General features: G+C 38.0%; 15 protein-coding genes. 5 read left to right on the top strand and 10 right to left on the bottom strand.

Annotation, left to right across the window (positions count from 1 at the left end):
- Positions 1-293: 293 nt before the first annotated feature.
- From MT391_RS17350 to apbC, 4 genes are all read right to left on the bottom strand, one after another.
- Entirely contained in the window at positions 294-782 is a 489-nt protein-coding gene (locus MT391_RS17350) for a transposase (protein ID WP_499499199.1), read from the bottom strand.
- 103 nt (positions 783-885) lie between these two features.
- On the bottom strand, positions 886-1485 hold the full coding sequence (gene recR, locus MT391_RS17355) for a recombination mediator RecR (protein WP_166373052.1): 600 nt from the start codon (positions 1483-1485) through the stop codon (positions 886-888).
- Positions 1486-1781: 296 nt separating this feature from the next.
- Entirely contained in the window at positions 1782-2033 is a 252-nt protein-coding gene (locus MT391_RS17360) for a DUF2164 domain-containing protein (RefSeq protein ID WP_499499200.1), read from the bottom strand.
- Between the two features lie 46 nt (positions 2034-2079).
- Positions 2080-3165 (bottom strand): iron-sulfur cluster carrier protein ApbC, encoded by a 1086-nt coding sequence (apbC, locus tag MT391_RS17365; RefSeq protein WP_499499202.1) that lies wholly within the window; start codon positions 3163-3165, stop codon positions 2080-2082.
- Between the two features lie 197 nt (positions 3166-3362).
- Here apbC and metG point away from each other — a divergent pair, with 197 nt between their 5' ends.
- Entirely contained in the window at positions 3363-5423 is a 2061-nt protein-coding gene (gene metG / locus MT391_RS17370) for a methionine--tRNA ligase (RefSeq protein WP_499499204.1), read from the top strand.
- Positions 5424-5590: 167 nt separating this feature from the next.
- Here metG and xylA read toward each other — a convergent pair whose 3' ends face one another.
- Positions 5591-6910: a xylose isomerase gene (gene xylA / locus MT391_RS17375; RefSeq protein WP_299668383.1), complete on the bottom strand. Its 1320-nt coding sequence runs from the start codon at positions 6908-6910 to the stop codon at positions 5591-5593.
- 223 nt (positions 6911-7133) lie between these two features.
- Positions 7134-8333: a XylR family transcriptional regulator gene (locus tag MT391_RS17380; RefSeq protein ID WP_499499206.1), complete on the bottom strand. Its 1200-nt coding sequence runs from the start codon at positions 8331-8333 to the stop codon at positions 7134-7136.
- Between the two features lie 409 nt (positions 8334-8742).
- On the opposite strand from MT391_RS17380, the gene xylB reads away from it, so the two are divergent.
- Positions 8743-10194: a xylulokinase gene (gene xylB, locus MT391_RS17385; protein ID WP_499499208.1), complete on the top strand. Its 1452-nt coding sequence runs from the start codon at positions 8743-8745 to the stop codon at positions 10192-10194.
- 667 nt (positions 10195-10861) lie between these two features.
- Here xylB and MT391_RS17390 read toward each other — a convergent pair.
- The 4 genes from MT391_RS17390 to MT391_RS17405 all read right to left on the bottom strand — a co-directional run bounded on the left by MT391_RS17390 (position 10862) and on the right by MT391_RS17405 (position 16228).
- The gene (locus MT391_RS17390; RefSeq protein ID WP_299668392.1) at positions 10862-12037 is read right to left on the bottom strand and encodes a sugar ABC transporter permease; all 1176 of its coding nucleotides are present in this window, start codon (positions 12035-12037) and stop codon (positions 10862-10864) included.
- Complete coding sequence (locus MT391_RS17395) at positions 12034-13557, bottom strand: xylose ABC transporter ATP-binding protein (protein ID WP_166373060.1); 1524 nt, start codon at positions 13555-13557, stop codon at positions 12034-12036. Before MT391_RS17395 ends, MT391_RS17390 begins: the two co-directional genes overlap by 4 nt.
- A gap of 53 nt (positions 13558-13610) precedes the next feature.
- Positions 13611-14603: a D-xylose ABC transporter substrate-binding protein gene (xylF, locus tag MT391_RS17400; RefSeq protein ID WP_499499210.1), complete on the bottom strand. Its 993-nt coding sequence runs from the start codon at positions 14601-14603 to the stop codon at positions 13611-13613.
- 632 nt (positions 14604-15235) lie between these two features.
- Entirely contained in the window at positions 15236-16228 is a 993-nt protein-coding gene (locus tag MT391_RS17405) for a LacI family DNA-binding transcriptional regulator (protein WP_182691042.1), read from the bottom strand.
- Between the two features lie 272 nt (positions 16229-16500).
- Between MT391_RS17405 and MT391_RS17410 the strand changes: the two genes are divergently transcribed.
- From MT391_RS17410 to MT391_RS17420, 3 genes are read left to right on the top strand one after another with little or no spacing between them, the layout of a single operon-like run.
- Positions 16501-17559 (top strand): sugar phosphate isomerase/epimerase family protein, encoded by a 1059-nt coding sequence (locus MT391_RS17410; protein WP_499499212.1) that lies wholly within the window; start codon positions 16501-16503, stop codon positions 17557-17559.
- Positions 17560-17572: 13 nt separating this feature from the next.
- Positions 17573-18733, top strand: coding sequence for a Gfo/Idh/MocA family protein (locus MT391_RS17415; RefSeq protein WP_499499214.1), 1161 nt, complete (start codon positions 17573-17575; stop codon positions 18731-18733).
- Positions 18726-20252 carry a sugar ABC transporter ATP-binding protein gene (locus MT391_RS17420; RefSeq protein WP_499499215.1) on the top strand — a complete coding sequence of 509 codons (1527 nt, stop codon included), beginning with the start codon at positions 18726-18728 and terminating at the stop codon, positions 20250-20252. Before MT391_RS17415 ends, MT391_RS17420 begins: the two co-directional genes overlap by 8 nt.
- Positions 20253-20264 lie beyond the last annotated feature (12 nt).

Here is a 20264-nt window from a genome sequence, read left to right on the forward strand (position 1 = left end):
CACCCCCGCATCCAATAATGAAGGCACTATCTGAGAAGGGGGTAAACTGGCGTATTCTTTACTGTTACAGATCGCTAAAACTGATGCCCGTTCAGCATCAGTTAACTTATTTTTCGGCTCAGGTCTATCTGCATCAAGGCGCCTATCTCCAACCTTCAGAGCATCTTCTTTTATCCAACGACGATAGGTTCTCAGGCTGATTCCTGCTTCAGAACAAGCAATTGTTTTTCTAGCACCTGCTGTAAAAGCATTATTGATCAGAATAATTAACTTTTGTCGCTCAAGCAGTGGCGTTAGCTCTCCTCGTCCTCCAGGTCGTAGAGAGCACTCAACTTTTTTCTGAGCACCAATATGGCAGCAGTTTCAGCAAGTGCTTTATCTTTGCGTCTCAACTCTTTTTTTAATGCCTTGATCTCGGCTTTATCATCTTTAGCCTCTTTAATACTGGCTTTGCTACTTACTTTTTTTGTTTGCATGCCTTGCACAAACTCACTTTTCCAAGCCTTTATTTTCTCTGGATAAAAGCCATTCTCACGACAATACTTTGCCAATTCAGATTCAGTGAATGAGCTCGTTTCAATAATAATCGCAAGTTTCTTTTCTGCCGTTAAAGACGTTGAGTTAGACATAGTTACACCGTTGTTTTGAGCTGTTTTTAGCCAAGTATATAAAGTGCTACAGTGTATGCCTTCTTCATTAGCAACTTCAACTACTGACCTTGATTGTGGTGGTAATACTTTACTCAAGACTGCTTCTTTTCTTTCTGGTGAATATTGATTCATTCAAATCTAAATTACCGCTCCCTGTCTTTATTATTAATTGAAAACTAAGGGGTGACAACTAGTCTGACACAGGGGGAAAGTGCAAAGCAAGGCCAAACAGGAGCTATAACTTTGATCGGCCGGTAAATGAATGCGATAAGGTGGTGCTATCTACAAACTCTAGCTCTCCACCTACTGGCACGCCGTGTGCGATACGACTTACCTGAATACCATGTTTTCTGGCCATTTCTGCGATGTAATAAGCCGTTGCTTCACCTTCTACCGTAGGGTTAGTGGCCAAAATAACTTCATTAGTCTTACCCGCTTGCATCTGTTTTTCTAATAGATTCAAACCTAGCTGGTCTGGACCTATACCATCGAGTGGTGATAAGTGCCCCATTAATACAAAATACGTACCAGAGAAAAGTGCAGTTTGTTCTATCGCCACCACATCAACGGGCATTTCTACAATACAAATAGTACCGTTGTCATTGCGTTTTTGGTTGTTACAAATAGAGCAAAAATCTTCTTCGGTAAATGTACGGCACTGTTGACAATGGCCTATCTCGGCTACCGCTCTTGCTAACATGTCACTTAACTTAAGCGCACCATTACGATTTTTATCTAATAAATGATACACCATACGCTGTGCCGACTTTGGCCCAACACTTGGTAAACATTGCAAGGCTTGCATTAACTCATCTATTAAAGGTCTACTTGACATTATCTCTTCTTCTATTTTTAAGCATTATTTAAGGTGTTTTTATAAGGCACTGGGTATAAGGTTCATTTTATTTAAAGTTATTCGTAACTACTCAGGCCGTCGCTATTTAAGCCTATTTATTTGTTGAAAAGTGCTCATTTAAACTACTAAACTGCGCTTTTTCGCCTTGAACTAAGCATAAATAGCTTAGCCCTGAGTATTTACGTTTTTATTTTGCTAAAAAGCACTCAGTTTTAATGGGTGCTGAGTAGTTACAGTTATTCTACTATTGATATCAACATCTGATTGTAATATTTTTAGTCAAATTCAGTGACTTTTTCCAATTCATAAAATGATTCAGTAATGGTATCCAGTTTATCATCTAATAATTCTCTAGCATCATTTAGACCCTGATTATAATAATAACTACCCACTTTTTCGGTAAAGAAATCTAACAAAAATTCAGCATCAAATTGCCCAAGATCTTGATCCAGCTCTTTTTCAAAATACTTTTGTATTTGATCTACTATTGTGGCTTTTTGTGCATTAGAAAATTTAATTTCAGCCATTTTCATTCCTCTATAAACGGGTAGATAATTTATTAATCACTTTACCTTATTTCAGCTCTGTAATTTTTATTTGCTCAATGGTCGGCTGTAAGTCTTTATATAGATTAATCGCCACCTGTTCAGCTAAGTGTAAATACGGATCAACTAGCTCAGGAAGATCACCTTTAGCTACCGTTGGCATGCCTGCATCAGTATCTTCACGGTATCGAATATGTAATGGTAATTCACCTAAATAAGGTAAATTAAATTGTTCTGCTAATTTTCGTCCGCCACCGGTTCCAAAAATTGCTTCTTGATGGCCACATTTAACACAGGAATAAACGCTCATGTTCTCAATTAATCCAGCGACATGTACGTCTACTTTATTAAACATGATAACCCCTTTTTGAGCATCAATTAATGCAACGTCCTGCGGGGTTGTGACTATAATTGCACTGGTAACAGGTACATTTTGCGACATTGTTAATTGAATATCGCCGGTACCCGGTGGCATATCCACAATCAAATAGTCTAATTCAGGCCAGTCCGTTTCATTCAACACTTGTTGCAAGGCTTTACTCGCCATAGGACCACGCCATACCATGGCATCTTTATCATCGATTAAAAAGCCAATGCTATTACCCACAATGCCATGAGCGCTAATTGGCGTTAATAGTTTGCCATCAGCAGAGGTCGATTTAGTTTGTTTTTTACCGATCATAGTAGGCAAAGATGGGCCATAAATATCTGCATCTAATAACCCGACTTTTGCACCATTCTTGGCCAACGAAATAGCAAGGTTAACACTGACCGTAGATTTACCCACTCCGCCTTTACCCGATGAAACGGCAATAATGTTGTTTATATTAGGATTAGTTTTGGCCACTTTTTTGTGCTCAAAGGTGGGCACTTTGTAGCTAACATTCCACACTGCAGGTTGTTTGAATAAGGTTTGTAATGAATCAGCTGTTTGTTGTTGTAAAGAAGCTAACCATTTAGGTGCATAGAAAGGTAAACGTAAATTGATTTCAGCTGAGTCTTCTTTAATAACTAATAAACGCTGCTCAATAAATTTTTTAAATATTGTTTCTTCAATTGCTTTTTCTAAACATTTTAAAACTTTTTGTTCGATAGTTTTCTTTTTAAACAGCATGATAAACCCTTAAAACTGAATTGATGAGTGAGTTTATCAAAATCATTAGATAAATCATCCTTATTAAAAATAGGCCTTAATACATACTGATACCTACTAGCTATCAAGAAACCTAGATAAGAGTGGGATTTATAATGTTTTTTGGGTAGACTTACTGGCTTAAAAAATCCGCTTAGACTTAAGGAATATCAAATAAAATGGCTAATCAAGATCGTAATATCCTTGTTACTTGCGCCCTTCCCTACGCTAATGGTCCAATCCATTTAGGGCATATGCTTGAGCACGTACAAGCTGACATCTGGGTTCGTTTCCAGCGCTTACGCGGTAATAACATTCATTTTGTTTGTGCTGATGATGCACACGGCACCGCTATCATGCTGAAAGCGCAAGAAATGGGTATCACTCCTGAGCAATTAATTGCACAAGTACAAGCTGATCATGAGAAAGATTTTGAAGGGTTTAACATCAGTTTTGATAACTACCATTCAACGCATTCAGAAGAAAATAAAGCATTATCATCACAAGTTTACCTTGCACTACGTGATAACGGCTACATCACTAAAAAGGTGGTTTCGCAATTATACGACCCAGAAAAAGAGATGTTTTTACCGGATCGCTTTGTAAAAGGTACTTGCCCAAAATGTAAAGCAGAAGATCAGTACGGCGATAACTGTGATGTTTGTGGCGCGACCTATAGCCCAGCTGAAATGATTAATCCAAAATCAGTGGTTTCTAATGCAACTCCTGTGATGAAAGATACAGAAAACTTATTCTTTGATGCGCCACAATTTCAAGACATGCTTGTTGAATGGACTAAATCAGGTGCGCTGCAAAGCGAAGTCGCGAATAAGTTAAGTGAATGGTTTGAAAGTGGCTTAAAAGCGTGGGATATCACTCGTGATGCACCTTACTTTGGCTTTGAAATCCCTGATGCACCGGGTAAATTTTTCTATGTTTGGTTAGATGCACCTATCGGTTACATGGGCAGCTTTAAAAATCTGTGTGATCGTACCGATGGTCTTAACTTTGACGATTACTGGAAAAAAGACAGCACAGCTGAGCTTTACCATTTCATTGGTAAGGACATCATCAACTTCCACGGTTTATTCTGGCCAGCGATGTTAGAAGGTGCAGGTTTCCGTAAACCGACTGGCGTTAATGTACATGGTTATGTCAGTGTTAATGGTGAGAAAATGTCTAAATCAAAAGGCACCTTCATCAAAGCAAGTACTTATCTTGAAAACTTAGATCCTGAGTGTTTACGCTATTATTACGCTGCGAAACTAACATCTCGTGTTGATGATTTAGACTTTAACTTAGAAGACTTTGCGCAACGAGTTAACTCTGATGTGGTTAATAAGTTAGTTAACTTAGCTTCTCGTACAGCTGGCTTTATTGCTAAAAAATACGACGGTCAACTTTCTAAAGAAGTTTCTGAACCTGAGTTATACCAACAGTTTGTTGATGCCGGTGAGTCCATTGCAACGCAATTTGAAAACCGTGAATTCGCTCGCGCTATTCGTGAAATCATGGCATTGGCTGATATTGCCAATAAATACATTGATGACAAAGCACCGTGGGCATTGGCTAAAGTTGAAGGCAAAGAAGTTGAAGTGCAAGATATCTGTTCAATGGGTATTAACTTGTTCCGTGTGTTAATGACGTATTTGAAACCAATCATGCCAAAACTAACCGAGCGTAGTGAATCATTTTTAGATGAAACGTTAACTTGGGACAGCATTCAAACACCATTAGCTGACCATAAAATTAATAAGTTTAAAGCCTTATTCCAACGCATTGATCCTAAACATGTTGAAGCTATGGTTGAATCGTCTAAAGCAAGTGCAGCTGCCGATGCAGCAGCAAAAGAGAAATTAGCTGAAGCAACACAAGCAGAAAGCCAAAGTGAATTAGACAAAGAGCCGATTGCCGCTGAGATTGATTTTGATACCTTTGCTAAAACGGACTTACGTGTTGCTTTAATTGCTAAAGCTGAACATGTGCCTAAAGCTAATAAACTGTTAAAACTAACCTTAGACTTAGGCGGTGAAACACGTACCGTATTTGCTGGTATTAAATCAGCTTATAACCCTGAAGATTTGGAAGGTAAATTAACAGTCATGGTAGCGAACCTTGCACCGCGTCAAATGAAATTTGGTTTGTCTGAAGGTATGGTATTAGCAGCGGGACCTGGCGGTGAAGATATTCATATTTTAAACCCAGATTCAGGTGCAAAACCTGGTCAGCGTATTATGTAGCTGCGGTGGCTCTTAGTTAATATAAAAGTGTTAATATAAAACCATTAATAATAGTTCACGTTGCCCATGACTAAAGTGACTAGAAACTAAAAAGGGGCTTAATCAATTGATTAAGCCCCTTTTTTATTATGATTTTATTGATAAAAATATTTAAAAATTATTTAAAGCTACTTAAAAACAAAACCGTTTACCACGTTTTCCAAATATTCTTGAGCACCAGACACAGGTGTTGGTTGAAAATCACTTTTAGCCGCATGCTCAGCTAATGCAGCAAGTGAAAGTTTACCACTTAAAATATCTTTGCCCATTTGGTCATTCCAACCAGCATAACGATTAGCGATATTTTTACCTAAAATATCATTTTCGATCATGCCCGCAGCGCGCTCTAATGAAGCAGCCATTACATCCATTCCACCAATATGTCCGTGGAAAAGGTCAGCACCATCAATTGATGGACGACGAACACGTGAGTCAAAGTTGAAACCACCCGTTGTAAAGCCACCCGCTTTAAGAATTTCGTACATAACTAACGTATTCTCTTCAACACTATTTGGGAATTGGTCAGTATCCCAGCCTAGTTGAGGATCACCTCGGTTAGCATCAACTGAGCCAAATAAACCTAATGATGTCGCTGTTGCGATTTCATGTTGGAAGCTATGGCCTGCTAACGTGGCATGATTAGCTTCGATGTTGACTTTAATCTCATTTTCAAGCCCGTACTGCTTTAAGAAACCATACACAGTTGCCGTATCATAATCATATTGATGTTTAGTAGGCTCTTGAGGTTTTGGCTCGATTAAAATAGCACCTTTAAAACCTATTTTATGCTTATGTTCAACAACCATCTGCATCATTCGGCCCAACTGCTCACGCTCTTGGCGCAAATCAGTATTTAATAGTGTTTCGTAACCTTCTCTACCTCCCCACAACACATAGTTATCACCGCCTAGGCGTTGTGTTGCACCCATTGCATTAAATATTTGAGTAGCGGCATAAGCAAACACTTCAGGATTTGGATTGGTTGCAGCACCGTTCATATAACGTGGGTTAGAGAACGCATTTGCAGTCCCCCAAAGAAGTTTTAGGCCGGTCTCAGCTTGTTTCGCTTCTAATACATCAACCATTTCAGCAAAGTTATTTTGGTATTCTTTTAGCGAATTACCCTCTGGTGCAATATCAGTATCGTGAAAACAGTAATAGGGTACGCTTAATTTTTTAAAGAATTCAAAAGCAGCATCTGCTTTCATTTTTGCCATGTCCATTGCATTACCCGGTTTGTGCCAAGGTCTGTCAAAGGTACCTGCACCAAAAACATCTGAACCAGGCCAACAAAAGTTATGCCAGTAACAAGCGGCAAAACGTAAATGGTCTTTCATTGGTTTGCCAAGAATAATTTTTTCTGCATCGTAGTGGCGGAATGCGAGTGGATTTGTTGAGGTTGTACCTTCAAACTTTATTGGAGAAACACTTTTAAAAAATTCAGTCATAATAATGATTCCATTGGTTGATTAAGAAAGATGTTATTTAAACTCACCTCATCTTTTTCTTTTTCTGCAATTCATTCAATTATGATATTTGTTAGCTCTATTCACTGATTTAACTAACGTGGCAAACCTCACACTTATTTTTTTATTTTTTGATGATTTATGTGAATACAACCAACTATTATTAATATTACAGGTTAATAATAAGGCATATTGCTTAAACATTTTACTCAAGTAGATTTATCATACGGTACTCTTTTGGTGTCATCTCAATGTCTTTTTTAAAAACGGTATACATATATTGAAGCGATGGATAACCACATAAATCTGGAATTTCAGCAATAGCAATGGTGGTAGAATTGAGAAGTTGGCAAGCTCGTTTAAGCTTAGCATTATGAATTTCTTGGTGTACCGAGTGCCCTCTTTCATCCTTAAAACGTGACTCTAAATTTGAACGGGAAATTCTTAAATGATCTAACACTTGATCAACTTTAATGCCGTTATAAGCGTTATTTCGAATATAATGCATCGCTCTAATAACCAGAGGATCGTTAATCGCCTGAAAATCACTACTCTGGCGCTCAAAAACTTTTGAAGCTGGTATAATTATGCGCGGTAACTGCGCTAGTTGATGATCAACTGATAAAGTATTATCTACTGGTGTTACTAATTTTTGATGCAGCATTTTAGCCGCAGCGTATCCCATCGCTTTACACCCTTGTCCCACAGAGCTCAATGACACTCTGGTGAGGTAGCGTGTTAACTCTTCATTATCAATACCTATGATTGCAATCTTATCTGGCACCATTAACTCCAAGTGTTCGCATACTTGTAATAAGTGCCTTGCTCGCGCATCGGTTACCGCAATAATACCAACCGGTGTTGGTAATCTTTGTAACCAGTCAGATAAACGGTTCATATCATATTGCCAGCTTTCTGCAGTCGTTATATTTCCTCTATAAACAGAACCTGAATAGTTTTCTCTAGTGAGCATGCTTTTAAATGCTTTTTCTCTTTCAGCCGCCCATCGATTGGTAGGCCCATCGGGTAAGCTATAAAATGCAAAATGCTCTAACCCTTTATCCATTAAGTGCAGAAAAGCGGTTTCGACTAAATTTTTATTATCGGTACCGATATATGGCACATTAGGGTAGTCTTTTTCATTTTCATAGGAACCACCTACCCCTACTACCGGAATATTTAGAGTAGAAACAAGCGACTTAATGTCAGGGTCATCCAAATCGGCAATAATGCCGTCTCCAACCCAGTCTTTGATTTTAGCTAAATTTGTACAAAAATTTTCTTCAAAGAAAATATCCCAATCACATTGCGTTGCTTGTAGGTATTCGCCAACCCCCTTAATAACCTGACGGTCATAAGCTTTGTTGGCATTAAATAAAAGGGCAATACGATAATTTTTTTTCATAACACTCTACTCTGGGAATCGATGGCACAATAAAAACATGCATTTATAACGTTAAAACAATCTCTTTAAAATAAATATCAAGGATGCTTTTTACTTTTTAAATAAATCAAAAGTTAAAATATTCAACAATAAAAAAACAGTAAAATTAAAGTAAAACAATAAGTTAAGAATCAATTATTTTTTAACTGTAACCTAGTGTTGTACCATAGCTCTATTTAAACAGTATCATTTACTATGCAATTTGTGAGCTATCACTCAATCAACAAATCAGAGAATCGTACTATTAAAAATCATAATTGTTATCGTAAATAATAAGCATCAAAATAACCCCATTAATGGTCATTAACTTAAATAAACGGTTATATAAATTGAATTAACCCTCATTCTTTATTTGTAAAAGGAATATTACATGTTCATTGGTATCGATCTCGGTACATCTGGGGTAAAAGTAATTTTACTCGATGTAAATGATGTTATTTTAGCGACAAAATCGGTCGCGATCTCAGTATCACGCCCTTTCCCTTTATGGTCAGAACAAGATCCAGAATCTTGGTGGACGGCCACAGACCAAGCAATTAAAGCATTAGCCTCTGAACATGACTTATCAAAGGTACAAAGTATCGGTATTGCAGGTCAAATGCATGGAGCGACATTATTAGACAAAGACTCAAATATATTAAGGCCTGCTATTTTATGGAATGATGGGCGTTCTGAAAAAGAGTGCCTTGAAATTGAACAGTTAGTACCAAATAGTCGAGACATTACGGGCAATATTATGATGCCGGGTTTCACGGCTCCAAAATTAAAATGGATACAAAAACACGAACCGGAATGTTTTTCAAAAATTGCAAAGGTGTTGTTACCTAAAGGTTATTTAAACTTCCGATTAACAGGGGATTTTGTATCGGACATGTCCGATGCTGCCGGCACCATGTGGTTAAATGTAGGTAAAAGAGATTGGGATGAACAGTTGCTTGCGGCAACGGGTTTATCACGTGACAACATGCCTAGATTATTTGAAGGAAACCAAGTAACTGGGCATTTATCGAATGTCATTGCTCAGCGATGGGGAATGGACAACGTTCCTGTTGTAGCTGGTGCAGGCGATAATGCAGCAGGTGCAATAGGTGTTGGTATCATTAAACCTGGACAAGCTATGTTGTCATTAGGAACTTCTGGCGTTTATTTCGCTGTTACTAATGGTTTTACACCCAATCCTGAGTCTGCATTACATAGTTTTTGTCATGCATTGCCTTCTACTTGGCACTCAATGTCAGTTATTTTAAGTGCGGCATCTTGCTTGAACTGGGTTGCTGAATTAACAGGAGCAGCCGATGTTGCAAGCCTATTAGCAGAAGTTGAGAACGATGCTAATCCAACATCAGAAGTGATTTTTTTACCCTATTTATCAGGCGAGCGTACACCACATAATAATGCCAATGCTAAAGGTGTGTTCTTTGGCATGACACATGAAACTAAAAGAGCGGAGTTAGGTAAAGCAGTGCTAGAGGGCGTTGCTTTTGCTTTAGCAGACGGTCTTGATGCTTTACATGCCACAGGTGTTGATCCTGAGGAAATATCCTTGATCGGCGGAGGAGCACAGAGTCCCTATTGGCGTCAAATGTTAGCCGATATATTTAATAGAAAATTAGCCTATCGTTCTGGTGGAGAAGTGGGTCCAGCATTAGGGGCTGCTCGCCTTGCTCATTTAGGGGTGACAAAAGATAAAACAGTATCAGAGATATGCCCTGTTCCAACATTAGTTCAAATGCACTTACCTGATAGCAGCAAACACCTCGCCTATGGCGCTAAACGTGAAAAATTTCAAAAGCTGTATGTGCAATTAAAAGATCTTTTTTAAATTAGAATAACCATAAACCAATACCCATCTTATCAACAATGCCAGTAATAGCTTACTGGCATTGTTGCATCTGAATGTCCCTTTTTAATCCCCGTATTTGTAGTGAATTGTAGTGAATTGTAGTGAATTGTCGCGCAGTACAATAAAGACGAGCCAATACCAACAATCTCTCAAGTGATGACACTGGTTAGTTTCACAATAGCTTATTTTACATCTCCAGAATCAGGTTACGGCTGAACTGAATTTTTTAACATCTTGAGTAATACATTTATGATTTGAATCTAAGCAATGATTTGAGCGGCATAATTATGGTATTAATAGTCTAGGTTCAGTTGCCCTTTGAATGTTATTTTCGCTGAATTAATGACTGTTTAGGGAAGGTTAAGCTTATCTGTTTTGTTATTAGGACGTCTTTATTCAACACGTATATTCGCATAATAGGTCAAAATTTATTAGGGAGAATTCATTCTAAACAGCAAAGATCCACAACAACTAAACATTTCAAGTCTTATTAATCTCTGTACTGTAATACTTTAGTTAAATATTGTAGTTAGTCACTGCAATTAATCACTATAGTTAATCACTGCGCTCCAATAAATGATTGATACAAAAAAGCCCAAAGTGATTACTACCTTGGGCTTGAAAACAATAGTGCTTTGGTTAAATCCTAACCTCTATGCTTACTTGCACTATCCATCCAAACAGCTAATAACAATACCCCACCTTTTACTATGTATTGCCAAAAAGTAGGGACATCCATCATACTCATTCCATTATCCAGCGATGCCATGATAAAGGCGCCAATCACCGCACCAATAACAGTACCTACGCCACCAGCCATACTTGCACCACCAATAACACAAGCAGCAATTGCATCTAGCTCAGCTATATTACCTGCAGATGGAGAACCAGCACCTAAACGAGAACTCAGAATCAAAGCAGATATCGCCACTAAAAACCCATTCATTGCATAAACAGATAATTTAGTTTTTTCTACATTAATACCGGATAAACGACTCGCCTCAATATTGCCACCAATCGCATAGATTCTGCGTCCAAACCGAGATTTAGCCGCGATAAAAGTACCCACTAAAGCAAAAAATATAAGTAATAAAACTGGTGTAGGCACACCACGATAATCATTAAGTAAAACAATTGCGACTAATACTGCCACTGCAATTAAGGTGTTTTTTGTTAATGCGCTTTGAGTGCTAGGTACAGATAATTGATATTTTTTGCGTAAACCATTACGTTTTTTCTGCCATCCAAAATATCCTGCTAAACAACCTACACCGATCATTAAACTGACCATATCTGGTAAGTAACTCTGACCAATTACACTCATATCATCCGATATAGGCGCAACGGTTGTACCATCTGTGATGCCAATCAAAATACCACGAAACGCTAAGTAACCTGCTAGTGTAACAATGAAGGAAGGTACTTTTCTGTACGCAACCCACCAGCCATTCCACGCGCCTAATACAACACCTGCAAATAACGTAATAATAATAGTTAGTGGCAACGGCAAGCCAAACCATACATCTAAAATGGCGGCAATACCCCCTAATAAACCCATTAGAGAACCAACAGATAAATCAATCTCACCACTAATAATAACAAAGACCATTCCAATCGCTAAAATACCTGTAATGGCAGTTTGTCTTAACAGGTTAGAGATATTTCTTGGCGTTAAATAACTCCACTCAGTCATAATACTAAAAAACAGCATAATAAATACAATCGCGGCGGCCATCACAACTAGTTGTATATTTACATTTTTAAACCTATCTTTAATACTTACACTTGCAGTGTTTTTAGTGTCATTTGCTTGCTTTATCATGCTACAACTCCTTCGGATAACGCACAATTCATGATTATTTCTTGGGATAAGTTCTCATTGACTAAGTTCCCTTTAATGATGCCTTCATGCATCACTAAAACACGGTCACTGATACCAAGTACTTCTGGCAGTTCTGATGAAACCATAATGATGCTCAACCCGGTTTTCACTAGCTCAAACATGAGTTTATAAATTTCATATTTAGCGCCTACGTCGATACCACGTGTTGGTTCATCTAATATTAAAATACTTGGGGTAACCATTAAAAATCTAGCCAAAATGGCTTTTTGTTGATTACCACCGGATAAACTACTAATCGGTATTTCTGTATTGGGTGTTTTTACCGTTAGTCTTTTTGCGCTATCTGCAACCTTATTTGCTTCCAACGTATCATTTACTATTCCAGCTGATGTAAACTGATCAAGAGCAGCTAGTGACATATTTTTACCAACAGACATAATAGGTACAATACCGTTGCGTTTGCGATCTTCCGGTACCATTGCAATGCCAGCAACTAAAGCATCTCGACTACTTGCTGTTTTAATTTCTTGGCCATTTAAAAAATATTTCCCTTCGTGTTTACCTTGATAACAACCATACAAACATTCCATTAACTCTGTACGGCCGGCACCAACTAAACCTGAAACCCCAAGGATTTCTCCTTTACGTAGTTCAAAACTGGCATTCCTTACTTTAGGTATCGCTGAATTAGCTTTATCCCATGCATTAACATTTTTAACTTCGAGAATAACCTCTCCAATATCATGCTCTTCACGTGGGAATAGTTGCTTCATTTCTCGACCAACCATCATTGTCACAATATCGTCGGTTGTCATATCCGCTGCTTCCCGTGTACCAATAGGAACACCGTCTCGAATGACACATATTTTGTCTGAAATATTCTTCACTTCGCTTAGCTTATGAGAGATATAAATACAGCTCACGCCAGAATCTCGTAACTCGGTGACCAGATTTAATAAAATTTCTGTTTCAGATTCAGTTAAAGGAGCAGTAGGCTCATCTAACACTAATAATTTGGCATTTTTAGACAATGCCTTTGCTATTTCTACTAATTGTTGTTGACCAACACCTAAGTCACCCACTTTGGTTTCTGGGGAAACAGAGAGTCTTACTTTTTTAAGTAATATTTCGGCTTCATAATGCATTAACTCAAAATCCATAATGCCAAATTTACATAATTCAGAGCCAAGAAATAGGTTTTCAAGAATACTTAATTCTTTAACTAAAGTGAGCTCCTGATGAATAATGCCAATACCTAATTGTTCAGTGTCAGAGATATTTCTAGGTTCTAATTTTTTACCTTTATAAATAATTTCACCTTCATATGAGCCATGAGGGTAAATACCACAAAGTACTTTCATTAATGTAGACTTGCCAGAACCATTCTCTCCGCATAAAGATAAAACTTCGCCTTTATTTAAGCTGATACTGACGCCATCTAACGCTTTAACAGGACCAAAACATTTAACGATATTGTTCATTTCCAATAATGGATGCATAAAAATCACTCCTTATAAGTAGCGCTAAACTGATGCTTAGCGCTGACAAATTCTTATTGGTAAACGTCTTTTTCAGAATGGAAGCCATCTGCAACGATAGTTTCTTTAATGTTTTTAGCATCAACCGCAATTGGGCTTAATAACCATGAAGGGACATCTTTCATGCCATTATTTAACTGTGCATTTTTTTCAGGTTCTTTCCCGTTACCTAAAACAACAGCAATTTCAGCCGCATGTGTTGCTAATGCAACGATAGGTTTATAAACAGTCATCGTCTGTGTACCAGCGATAATACGACGTATAGCCGCTAGATCGGCATCTTGACCTGAAATTGCAACTTTGCCTGCAAGACCTTGTGCTTCAAGTGCTTGAATTGCACCGCCTGCTGTTGCATCATTTGATGCAACCACTACATCGATGTTGTTGTTGTTCGCAGTTAATGCATTTTCCATTATTTTTAATGCGTTTTCTGCTAACCAATAATTAACCCATTGATCACCAACAACTTCGATATCACCAGCATCAATTTTAGGTTGAAGAATGTTCATTTGTCCTTTACGGAACAGTTTTGCATTACTATCGGTTGGCGCGCCACCCATTAAGAAATAACGACCTGAAGGTTTCGCTGCAACCATCGCTGTTGCTTGCATTTCACCTACAATTTCATTATCAAATGATAAGTAAAAATCGATATCCGCATTGCTAATCAAGCGATCATAAGCAAGTACTTTGATCCCATCAATTTTAGCTTCTTTGATTACGTTAGAAAGTACCTCACCGTTTGTAGGAATAATCACTAGTACATCAACGCCTCGTGAAATCATATTTTCGATTTGAGATATTTGAGTTTGTTCGTTTCCGTTAGCAGATTGAACATAAACTTTAGCGCCTTGTTTTTCTGCAGCTGCAACAAAGATATCTCTATCTTTCTGCCAACGTTCCAATCTAAGGTCATCAATTACCATCCCTATTTTTAAAGATTTAGCAAAAATAGGAGTGCTAATTGTCATCAAAACTACGCATAGTAGGGTTATGAATTTTTTCATTATAATGTCCTTTAATAATGTAATTTTTTGTTAAGGTGTATACCCGTTACCAATCAAGATGCAAAGTTCAGCAGGTTGTGAGGTGAGTAGCTTCTAGGCAGAAAGTTGAAGATCTAACTAGTTCAATCAATACTTTCTAACAACGAAGATACTTGCCTCACAACTTGCCCTACGGGTCGTTAGTTCGAAAAGCAATTCAGCGTTGCAACATTCGATAAGGACTAGCCATTGTCATCATGTTGCGTCTTGCCTTGCTGTCCGAACTAACGACTGAATAAAGCATCTCGATTAGTAACGGGTATATTCACATTCAGTGAATGGTTAGACATTAACGTTAGAATTAAAGGAAATCTTTTCAGTAATTTCATAATCTCTTTGTCATTTTTTGTTTTTTCAATTAACTGTGATCGTAAGCATGCAAGACATTTTTCAATCAATTAAAGCGCTGAGAGACGCATCACAAAGTTAATGCTTTCGCCTCTAAACTAATATTGATTGATAAAAAAGCTGAGTATATGAAACAGAGTATTGTCAACGGAGAGCAAAAAGATAAACGAGAAAGAAGTTTTAAAATAGGGCTCAAAAAGTAAAGCTTTAGACGTTACTTTTTAATAATAGATAAGTCGAAAGTATTATTTTTCGCTATAGGATGCAGTACTACTTCGTACTAACAGTTGTGTTGGTAATATTGTATCTTGGGCTGCTTTCTCATCAAATAGCACATGCAATAGGGTTTGCATTGCTGTTTTCCCTATTTGCAACTGTGGTTGCTGTATCGTCGTTAATTGAGGCGTTGTATATTGGGCAAAAGGCAGATCATCAAAACCGATAATGGACAATTTTTCCGGTACGTTCAATCCGACTTCAAAAGCAGCACGCATCGCGCCCAATGCCATCATGTCATTAAAACAAAATAAAGCAGTCATTTTATATTGTTTATATAAACGATGAAATGCGCTGTAACCCGAGTGAAAACTAAAATCCCCACTATCAATGGCTAATTCGTCGAGTTCAAGTGAAGCATTTTCTAAACTTTGTCGGTAGCCATTTTTACGGGCAACACAAATCGGATTGTCCATTGGCCCTGTTATGCAAGCAATACGCTTATGCCCAATATCCAATAAATAATCTATTGCATTTTTTGATGCCGTGTAATTGTCTACTCTAACGGTGGGGACCGGAAAATTATCAAAATATTCACAGGCCATAACAATAGGAATGTTAATCCCCTCTTTTACTTCTTCAGGGAGTTCAGACGTTAACGAAATAATGCCATCAGCTTGTTTGGTTTTAACTAAATCGATATACGCATTTGCTTGCTCTACCGCATGCACTGAATCCCCAAGTAATACTTTATAGTCATTCTTTTTGGCAATAATTTGAATGCCTCGAACAATGTCAGCAAAAAACTGGTTAGCAATATCAGGCAGGATCACGATCACTGTTTTAGATTCACAACGCCTTAAATTTCTAGCACTAACATTGGGTGAGAATCCACATTCAAGCATTGCTGATTGTACTTTTTTTCTTGTTTTTTCTGATACTTTTTCAGGATGTGTCATCGCACGGGAAACCGTTGCGGTTGATACTCCAGCAAGTTTAGCGACATCTTTTACATTTGCCATAAAAGCCCTTAGGTAGAATTTTTTAAAGATACAAAAAACAAAAAACATTCTTTTGTTACATTAATTGTAACGGACAAATATTACCTCAAAAACCATCACAAAGCTAAAACCAAAAAACAATAAAAATAAAGTATTGATAAATAATACGTTTTTTAAATAAACCGATTCAACCTCAAATTTTACAGACTGTTTTTTGTACAAGCAATATAGTTTTGGTTACATTAATCCAACAAAAAATGTAATCGATTACATTAATAACAAGGAGTGACAACATGAAAACAATCCAAGGCCCAGCTTTGTTTTTAGCGCAATTTGTATCAGACCAAGCCCCTTTTAATAACCTAGAAAACATTGCGACTTGGGCAAGTGGTATTGGTTATAAGGGTTTACAAATACCCACTTGGGATAAACGCTTATTTGACCTTGAAAGAGCTGCAAATGATCTTGCTTACTGCCAACAAATACAAGATTTATTAGCTGGGCTTGATCTTCAAATAACTGAATTATCGACCCATGTTCAAGGTCAATTGGTTGCTGTACATCCAGCTTATGATGAAATTTTTGATAGCTTTGCACCGACCGAGTTTCATGGCGATCCGGTTGCTCGTCAAAAATGGGCTGTGGAGCAATTAATGCTTGCTGCAAAAGCCTCTAAAAACTTGGGATTAACTGCTCATGCCACTTTTTCAGGATCATTGTTATGGCCTTATATATACCCCTGGCCTCAACGCCCAGAAGGGTTAATTGAAACTGGCTTTAAAGCACTAGGAGAACGCTGGTTACCTATTTTAGATGCGTTTGATCAAGCTGGTGTTGACCTTTGTTACGAAATACACCCAGGTGAAGATCTACATGACGGTATCAGTTTTGAGATGTTCTTAGATGTTGTTGATCAACATCCTCGCGCTAGTATTTTGTATGACCCAAGCCATTTTGTACTGCAACAACTTGATTACCTTTCCTTTATTGATAAATACCACGAACGAATTCGTATGTTCCATGTAAAAGATGCTGAGTTTAACCCTACAGCACAACAGGGAGTTTACGGTGGTTTCCAAAGTTGGGTTGAACGTGCTGGACGTTTTCGCTCTTTAGGAGATGGGCAAGTTGATTTCTCAGCCATTTTTTCAAAGTTAGCACAATATAATTTCTCAGGGTGGGCAGTTGTTGAATGGGAGTGTTGCTTAAAACATCCAGAGGTAGGTGCACAGCAAGGCGTTGAGTTTGTGAAAAGTAAAATGATCACTGTTACCGATAAAGCTTTTGATGACTTTGCAGGTAGTGAGCCTGATACAGAAATGAATTCACGCATTCTTGGTTTAACGCAATAAAGAAGAGGTCAACATGAAACGCTTAAAATTAGGTATGGTCGGTGGCGGCACAGGTGCATTTATTGGTGCAGTGCATCGTATTGCAGCAAGAATAGATGATCGCTTTGAGTTAGTTGCTGGTGCATTAAGTTCAAATCCAGAAACGGCCAAACAATCAGCCAAAGAATTAAATATTAAAGAAGACAGAGCTTACACGTCATACACACAGATGGTCGAGCAAGAAAGCCAAAGAGAAGATGGTATTAATGCAGTCGCCATCGTGACTCCCAATTTTTTGCACTACCCTATCGCAAAAAGTTTTTTAGCCGCAGGCATAAATGTCATTTGTGATAAACCAATGACCTGCACATTAGAAGAAGCACTGAGTTTACAGGAAATTGCACAACAAAGTGGCTGCATATTTGTATTAACTCATAACTACAGTGCTTACCCATTGGTGCGTCAAGCTAAACAGTTAGTGAATGATGGAGCGCTTGGTCCGTTACGCTTAGTACAGGTTGAATACGTCCAAGACTGGTTATCAACAGCGACTGAATTAGAAGGAAATAAACAAGCAGAATGGAGAAGCGACCCTAAACGTAATGGCCCTGGTGGTTGTTTAGGCGATATTGCTACCCATGCTTTTAATTTAGCCTCCTTTATTAGTGGTTTAAAACTGAATCAAGTAAGCGCGGATTTAAATACCTTTGTTGAGGGTAGAAAACTAGACGATAACGTCAATGCAATGCTGCGTTTTGAAAAAAATGTAAAAGGTATGTTGTGGTCTTCACAGGTTGCACCGGGTAATGAAAATGGACTCAGAATTCGTATTTATGGTGAAAAAGCCGGTATTGAATGGGCACAGGAAAATCCAAACCAATTGTTATTTAGCCCACTTGGCGGTGCTAAACAAATAATTACCAGAGCAGGAGCCGCCTATACTGGTGCTCCTCATTTAGTACGTACGCCAGGTGGCCATCCAGAAGGTTATCTTGAGGGTTTTGCTAATATTTATTATGAAGCTGCAGACCTCATTCTCGCTCAGCTTGCTGGTGAAAATACCATGCAATTACAACAAGCGAGTTTACTGCCTGGTACTCAAGAAGGTGTTGAAGGTTTGCGTTTCATTGAAGCGGTTATTGCATCTTCTGAACAAGATGGCAAATGGATTGCAATGGAGCCAGTACATGAATAAAACGCTGAATGAACCCATCTTACGCCTAGAAAATATCCGTAAGTCATTTTCGGGAGTACAAGTTTTACATGGTATAGACGTGACAATTAATAGTGGCGAAGTATTGGGTATTCTTGGTGAAAATGGTGCGGGTAAATCAACGTTACTTAAAGTGATTAGTGGTTTACATCAAGCTACATCGGGTAGCGTGTACCTTGATCAAAAACAGATACATATTAAAAATCCTGCTGTTGCTAAAAAATATGGAATCGCGATGATCCCACAAGAATTTAACCTTGTTTCCACTCTCAATGTTTTTGAGAATGTATTTCTTGGACAAGAACTGAAACAAGGCCGTTTTCTTGATAAAAACAAAATGCGCGAACGTACGCAAGCATTACTTAATCAACTTGAAACCCATTTAGATACCGACGCTTTAATTGAGACATTAAGTGTTGCTGAGAAGCAAATGGTTGAAATAGCTAAAGCCTTGGTACACGACGTGCGTATTTTGATCATGGATGAACCAACCACTGTATTAACCAACCAAGAGGTGGCGGTATTATTTAGGCTAATTGACAAGCTTAAAGCACAAGGTGTCACCATTGTATTTATTTCTCATAAGCTAAAAGAAGTGAAATTGTTGTGCGACCGATTAATGATTTTACGAGATGGGCATTTAGTTTCAATTGAGCCGGTAGCAGGCCTAAATGAGCAAGAAATGGCCTCTAAAATGGTTGGGCGAGAGCTTAATCAAATTTTTCCTGAGCATTCACAAGCCAGCACCGAAATAGCGTTGCAAGTTGAACAACTTAGTATTAACAACCTGCTTCATAATATTGAATTTAAAGTACATCGTGGTGAAATTTTAGGTTTTGCAGGTTTGATTGGAAGTGGTCGAACTGAAATGGCGGAAGCGATTATGGGCTTGCGTAAAAAAAATAGTGGTAAGGTAAAAATATTTAACCAAGATGTCACCATTCATGCCGCTAAAGACGCTGTAAAACATGGACTTGCTTACCTCAGTGAAGATAGACAAGGCAGTGGTTTAATTATGAATTTTAACCTGCCAGAAAATATTAGTTTGATTTCTTTGAAAAAATATATCAAAGGATTTATTCAACATAAAAAAACCACAGAGTCTGCCGCTCGATATAGTGAGCAGTTTGCCATTAAGGCCCCTTCTTTAGATAGCGAATTACAATATCTAAGCGGTGGCAATCAGCAAAAAGTTTACCTCGCAAAATGGATGGATACAGATCCTGAAATTTTGATTTTAGATGAGCCCACTCGTGGGGTAGACATTAATACCAAAAAAGACATTTATCATTTTATCCACTCCTTAACCGAACAAGGCAAAGCCGTGATTATCATTTCATCTGAGATGGAGGAGTTGATCGGACTGTCACATCGTATTTTAGTCATTCGAGAAGGAAAAATTGCCGGAGAGTTAGTAGGCAAAGAGATTGAAGAGCAAAAAATAATGTTTTTAGCCGCGGGCGTTAATGACAAAACACCTCGAATGGAACCAATATTATGAGCGAAAAAACTG

The organism is Vibrio sp. 1-Bac 57 (assembly GCF_037546855.1).
In the GTDB taxonomy this organism is placed as follows: domain Bacteria; phylum Pseudomonadota; class Gammaproteobacteria; order Enterobacterales; family Psychromonadaceae; genus Psychromonas.

Excerpts from the sequence above, each read along its gene's own strand:
- MT391_RS17350 (WP_499499199.1), bottom strand. The coding sequence starts at position 782 with ATGAATCAATATTCACCAGAAAGAAAAGAAGCAGTCTTGAGTAAAGTA.
- recR (WP_166373052.1), bottom strand. The coding sequence starts at position 1,485 with ATGTCAAGTAGACCTTTAATAGATGAGTTAATGCAAGCCTTGCAATGT.
- MT391_RS17360 (WP_499499200.1), bottom strand. The coding sequence starts at position 2,033 with ATGGCTGAAATTAAATTTTCTAATGCACAAAAAGCCACAATAGTAGAT.
- apbC (WP_499499202.1), bottom strand. The coding sequence starts at position 3,165 with ATGCTGTTTAAAAAGAAAACTATCGAACAAAAAGTTTTAAAATGTTTA.
- metG (WP_499499204.1), top strand. The coding sequence starts at position 3,363 with ATGGCTAATCAAGATCGTAATATCCTTGTTACTTGCGCCCTTCCCTAC.
- xylA (WP_299668383.1), bottom strand. The coding sequence starts at position 6,910 with ATGACTGAATTTTTTAAAAGTGTTTCTCCAATAAAGTTTGAAGGTACA.
- MT391_RS17380 (WP_499499206.1), bottom strand. The coding sequence starts at position 8,333 with ATGAAAAAAAATTATCGTATTGCCCTTTTATTTAATGCCAACAAAGCT.
- xylB (WP_499499208.1), top strand. The coding sequence starts at position 8,743 with ATGTTCATTGGTATCGATCTCGGTACATCTGGGGTAAAAGTAATTTTA.
- MT391_RS17390 (WP_299668392.1), bottom strand. The coding sequence starts at position 12,037 with ATGATAAAGCAAGCAAATGACACTAAAAACACTGCAAGTGTAAGTATT.
- MT391_RS17395 (WP_166373060.1), bottom strand. The coding sequence starts at position 13,557 with ATGCATCCATTATTGGAAATGAACAATATCGTTAAATGTTTTGGTCCT.
- xylF (WP_499499210.1), bottom strand. The coding sequence starts at position 14,603 with ATGAAAAAATTCATAACCCTACTATGCGTAGTTTTGATGACAATTAGC.
- MT391_RS17405 (WP_182691042.1), bottom strand. The coding sequence starts at position 16,228 with ATGGCAAATGTAAAAGATGTCGCTAAACTTGCTGGAGTATCAACCGCA.
- MT391_RS17410 (WP_499499212.1), top strand. The coding sequence starts at position 16,501 with ATGAAAACAATCCAAGGCCCAGCTTTGTTTTTAGCGCAATTTGTATCA.
- MT391_RS17415 (WP_499499214.1), top strand. The coding sequence starts at position 17,573 with ATGAAACGCTTAAAATTAGGTATGGTCGGTGGCGGCACAGGTGCATTT.
- MT391_RS17420 (WP_499499215.1), top strand. The coding sequence starts at position 18,726 with ATGAATAAAACGCTGAATGAACCCATCTTACGCCTAGAAAATATCCGT.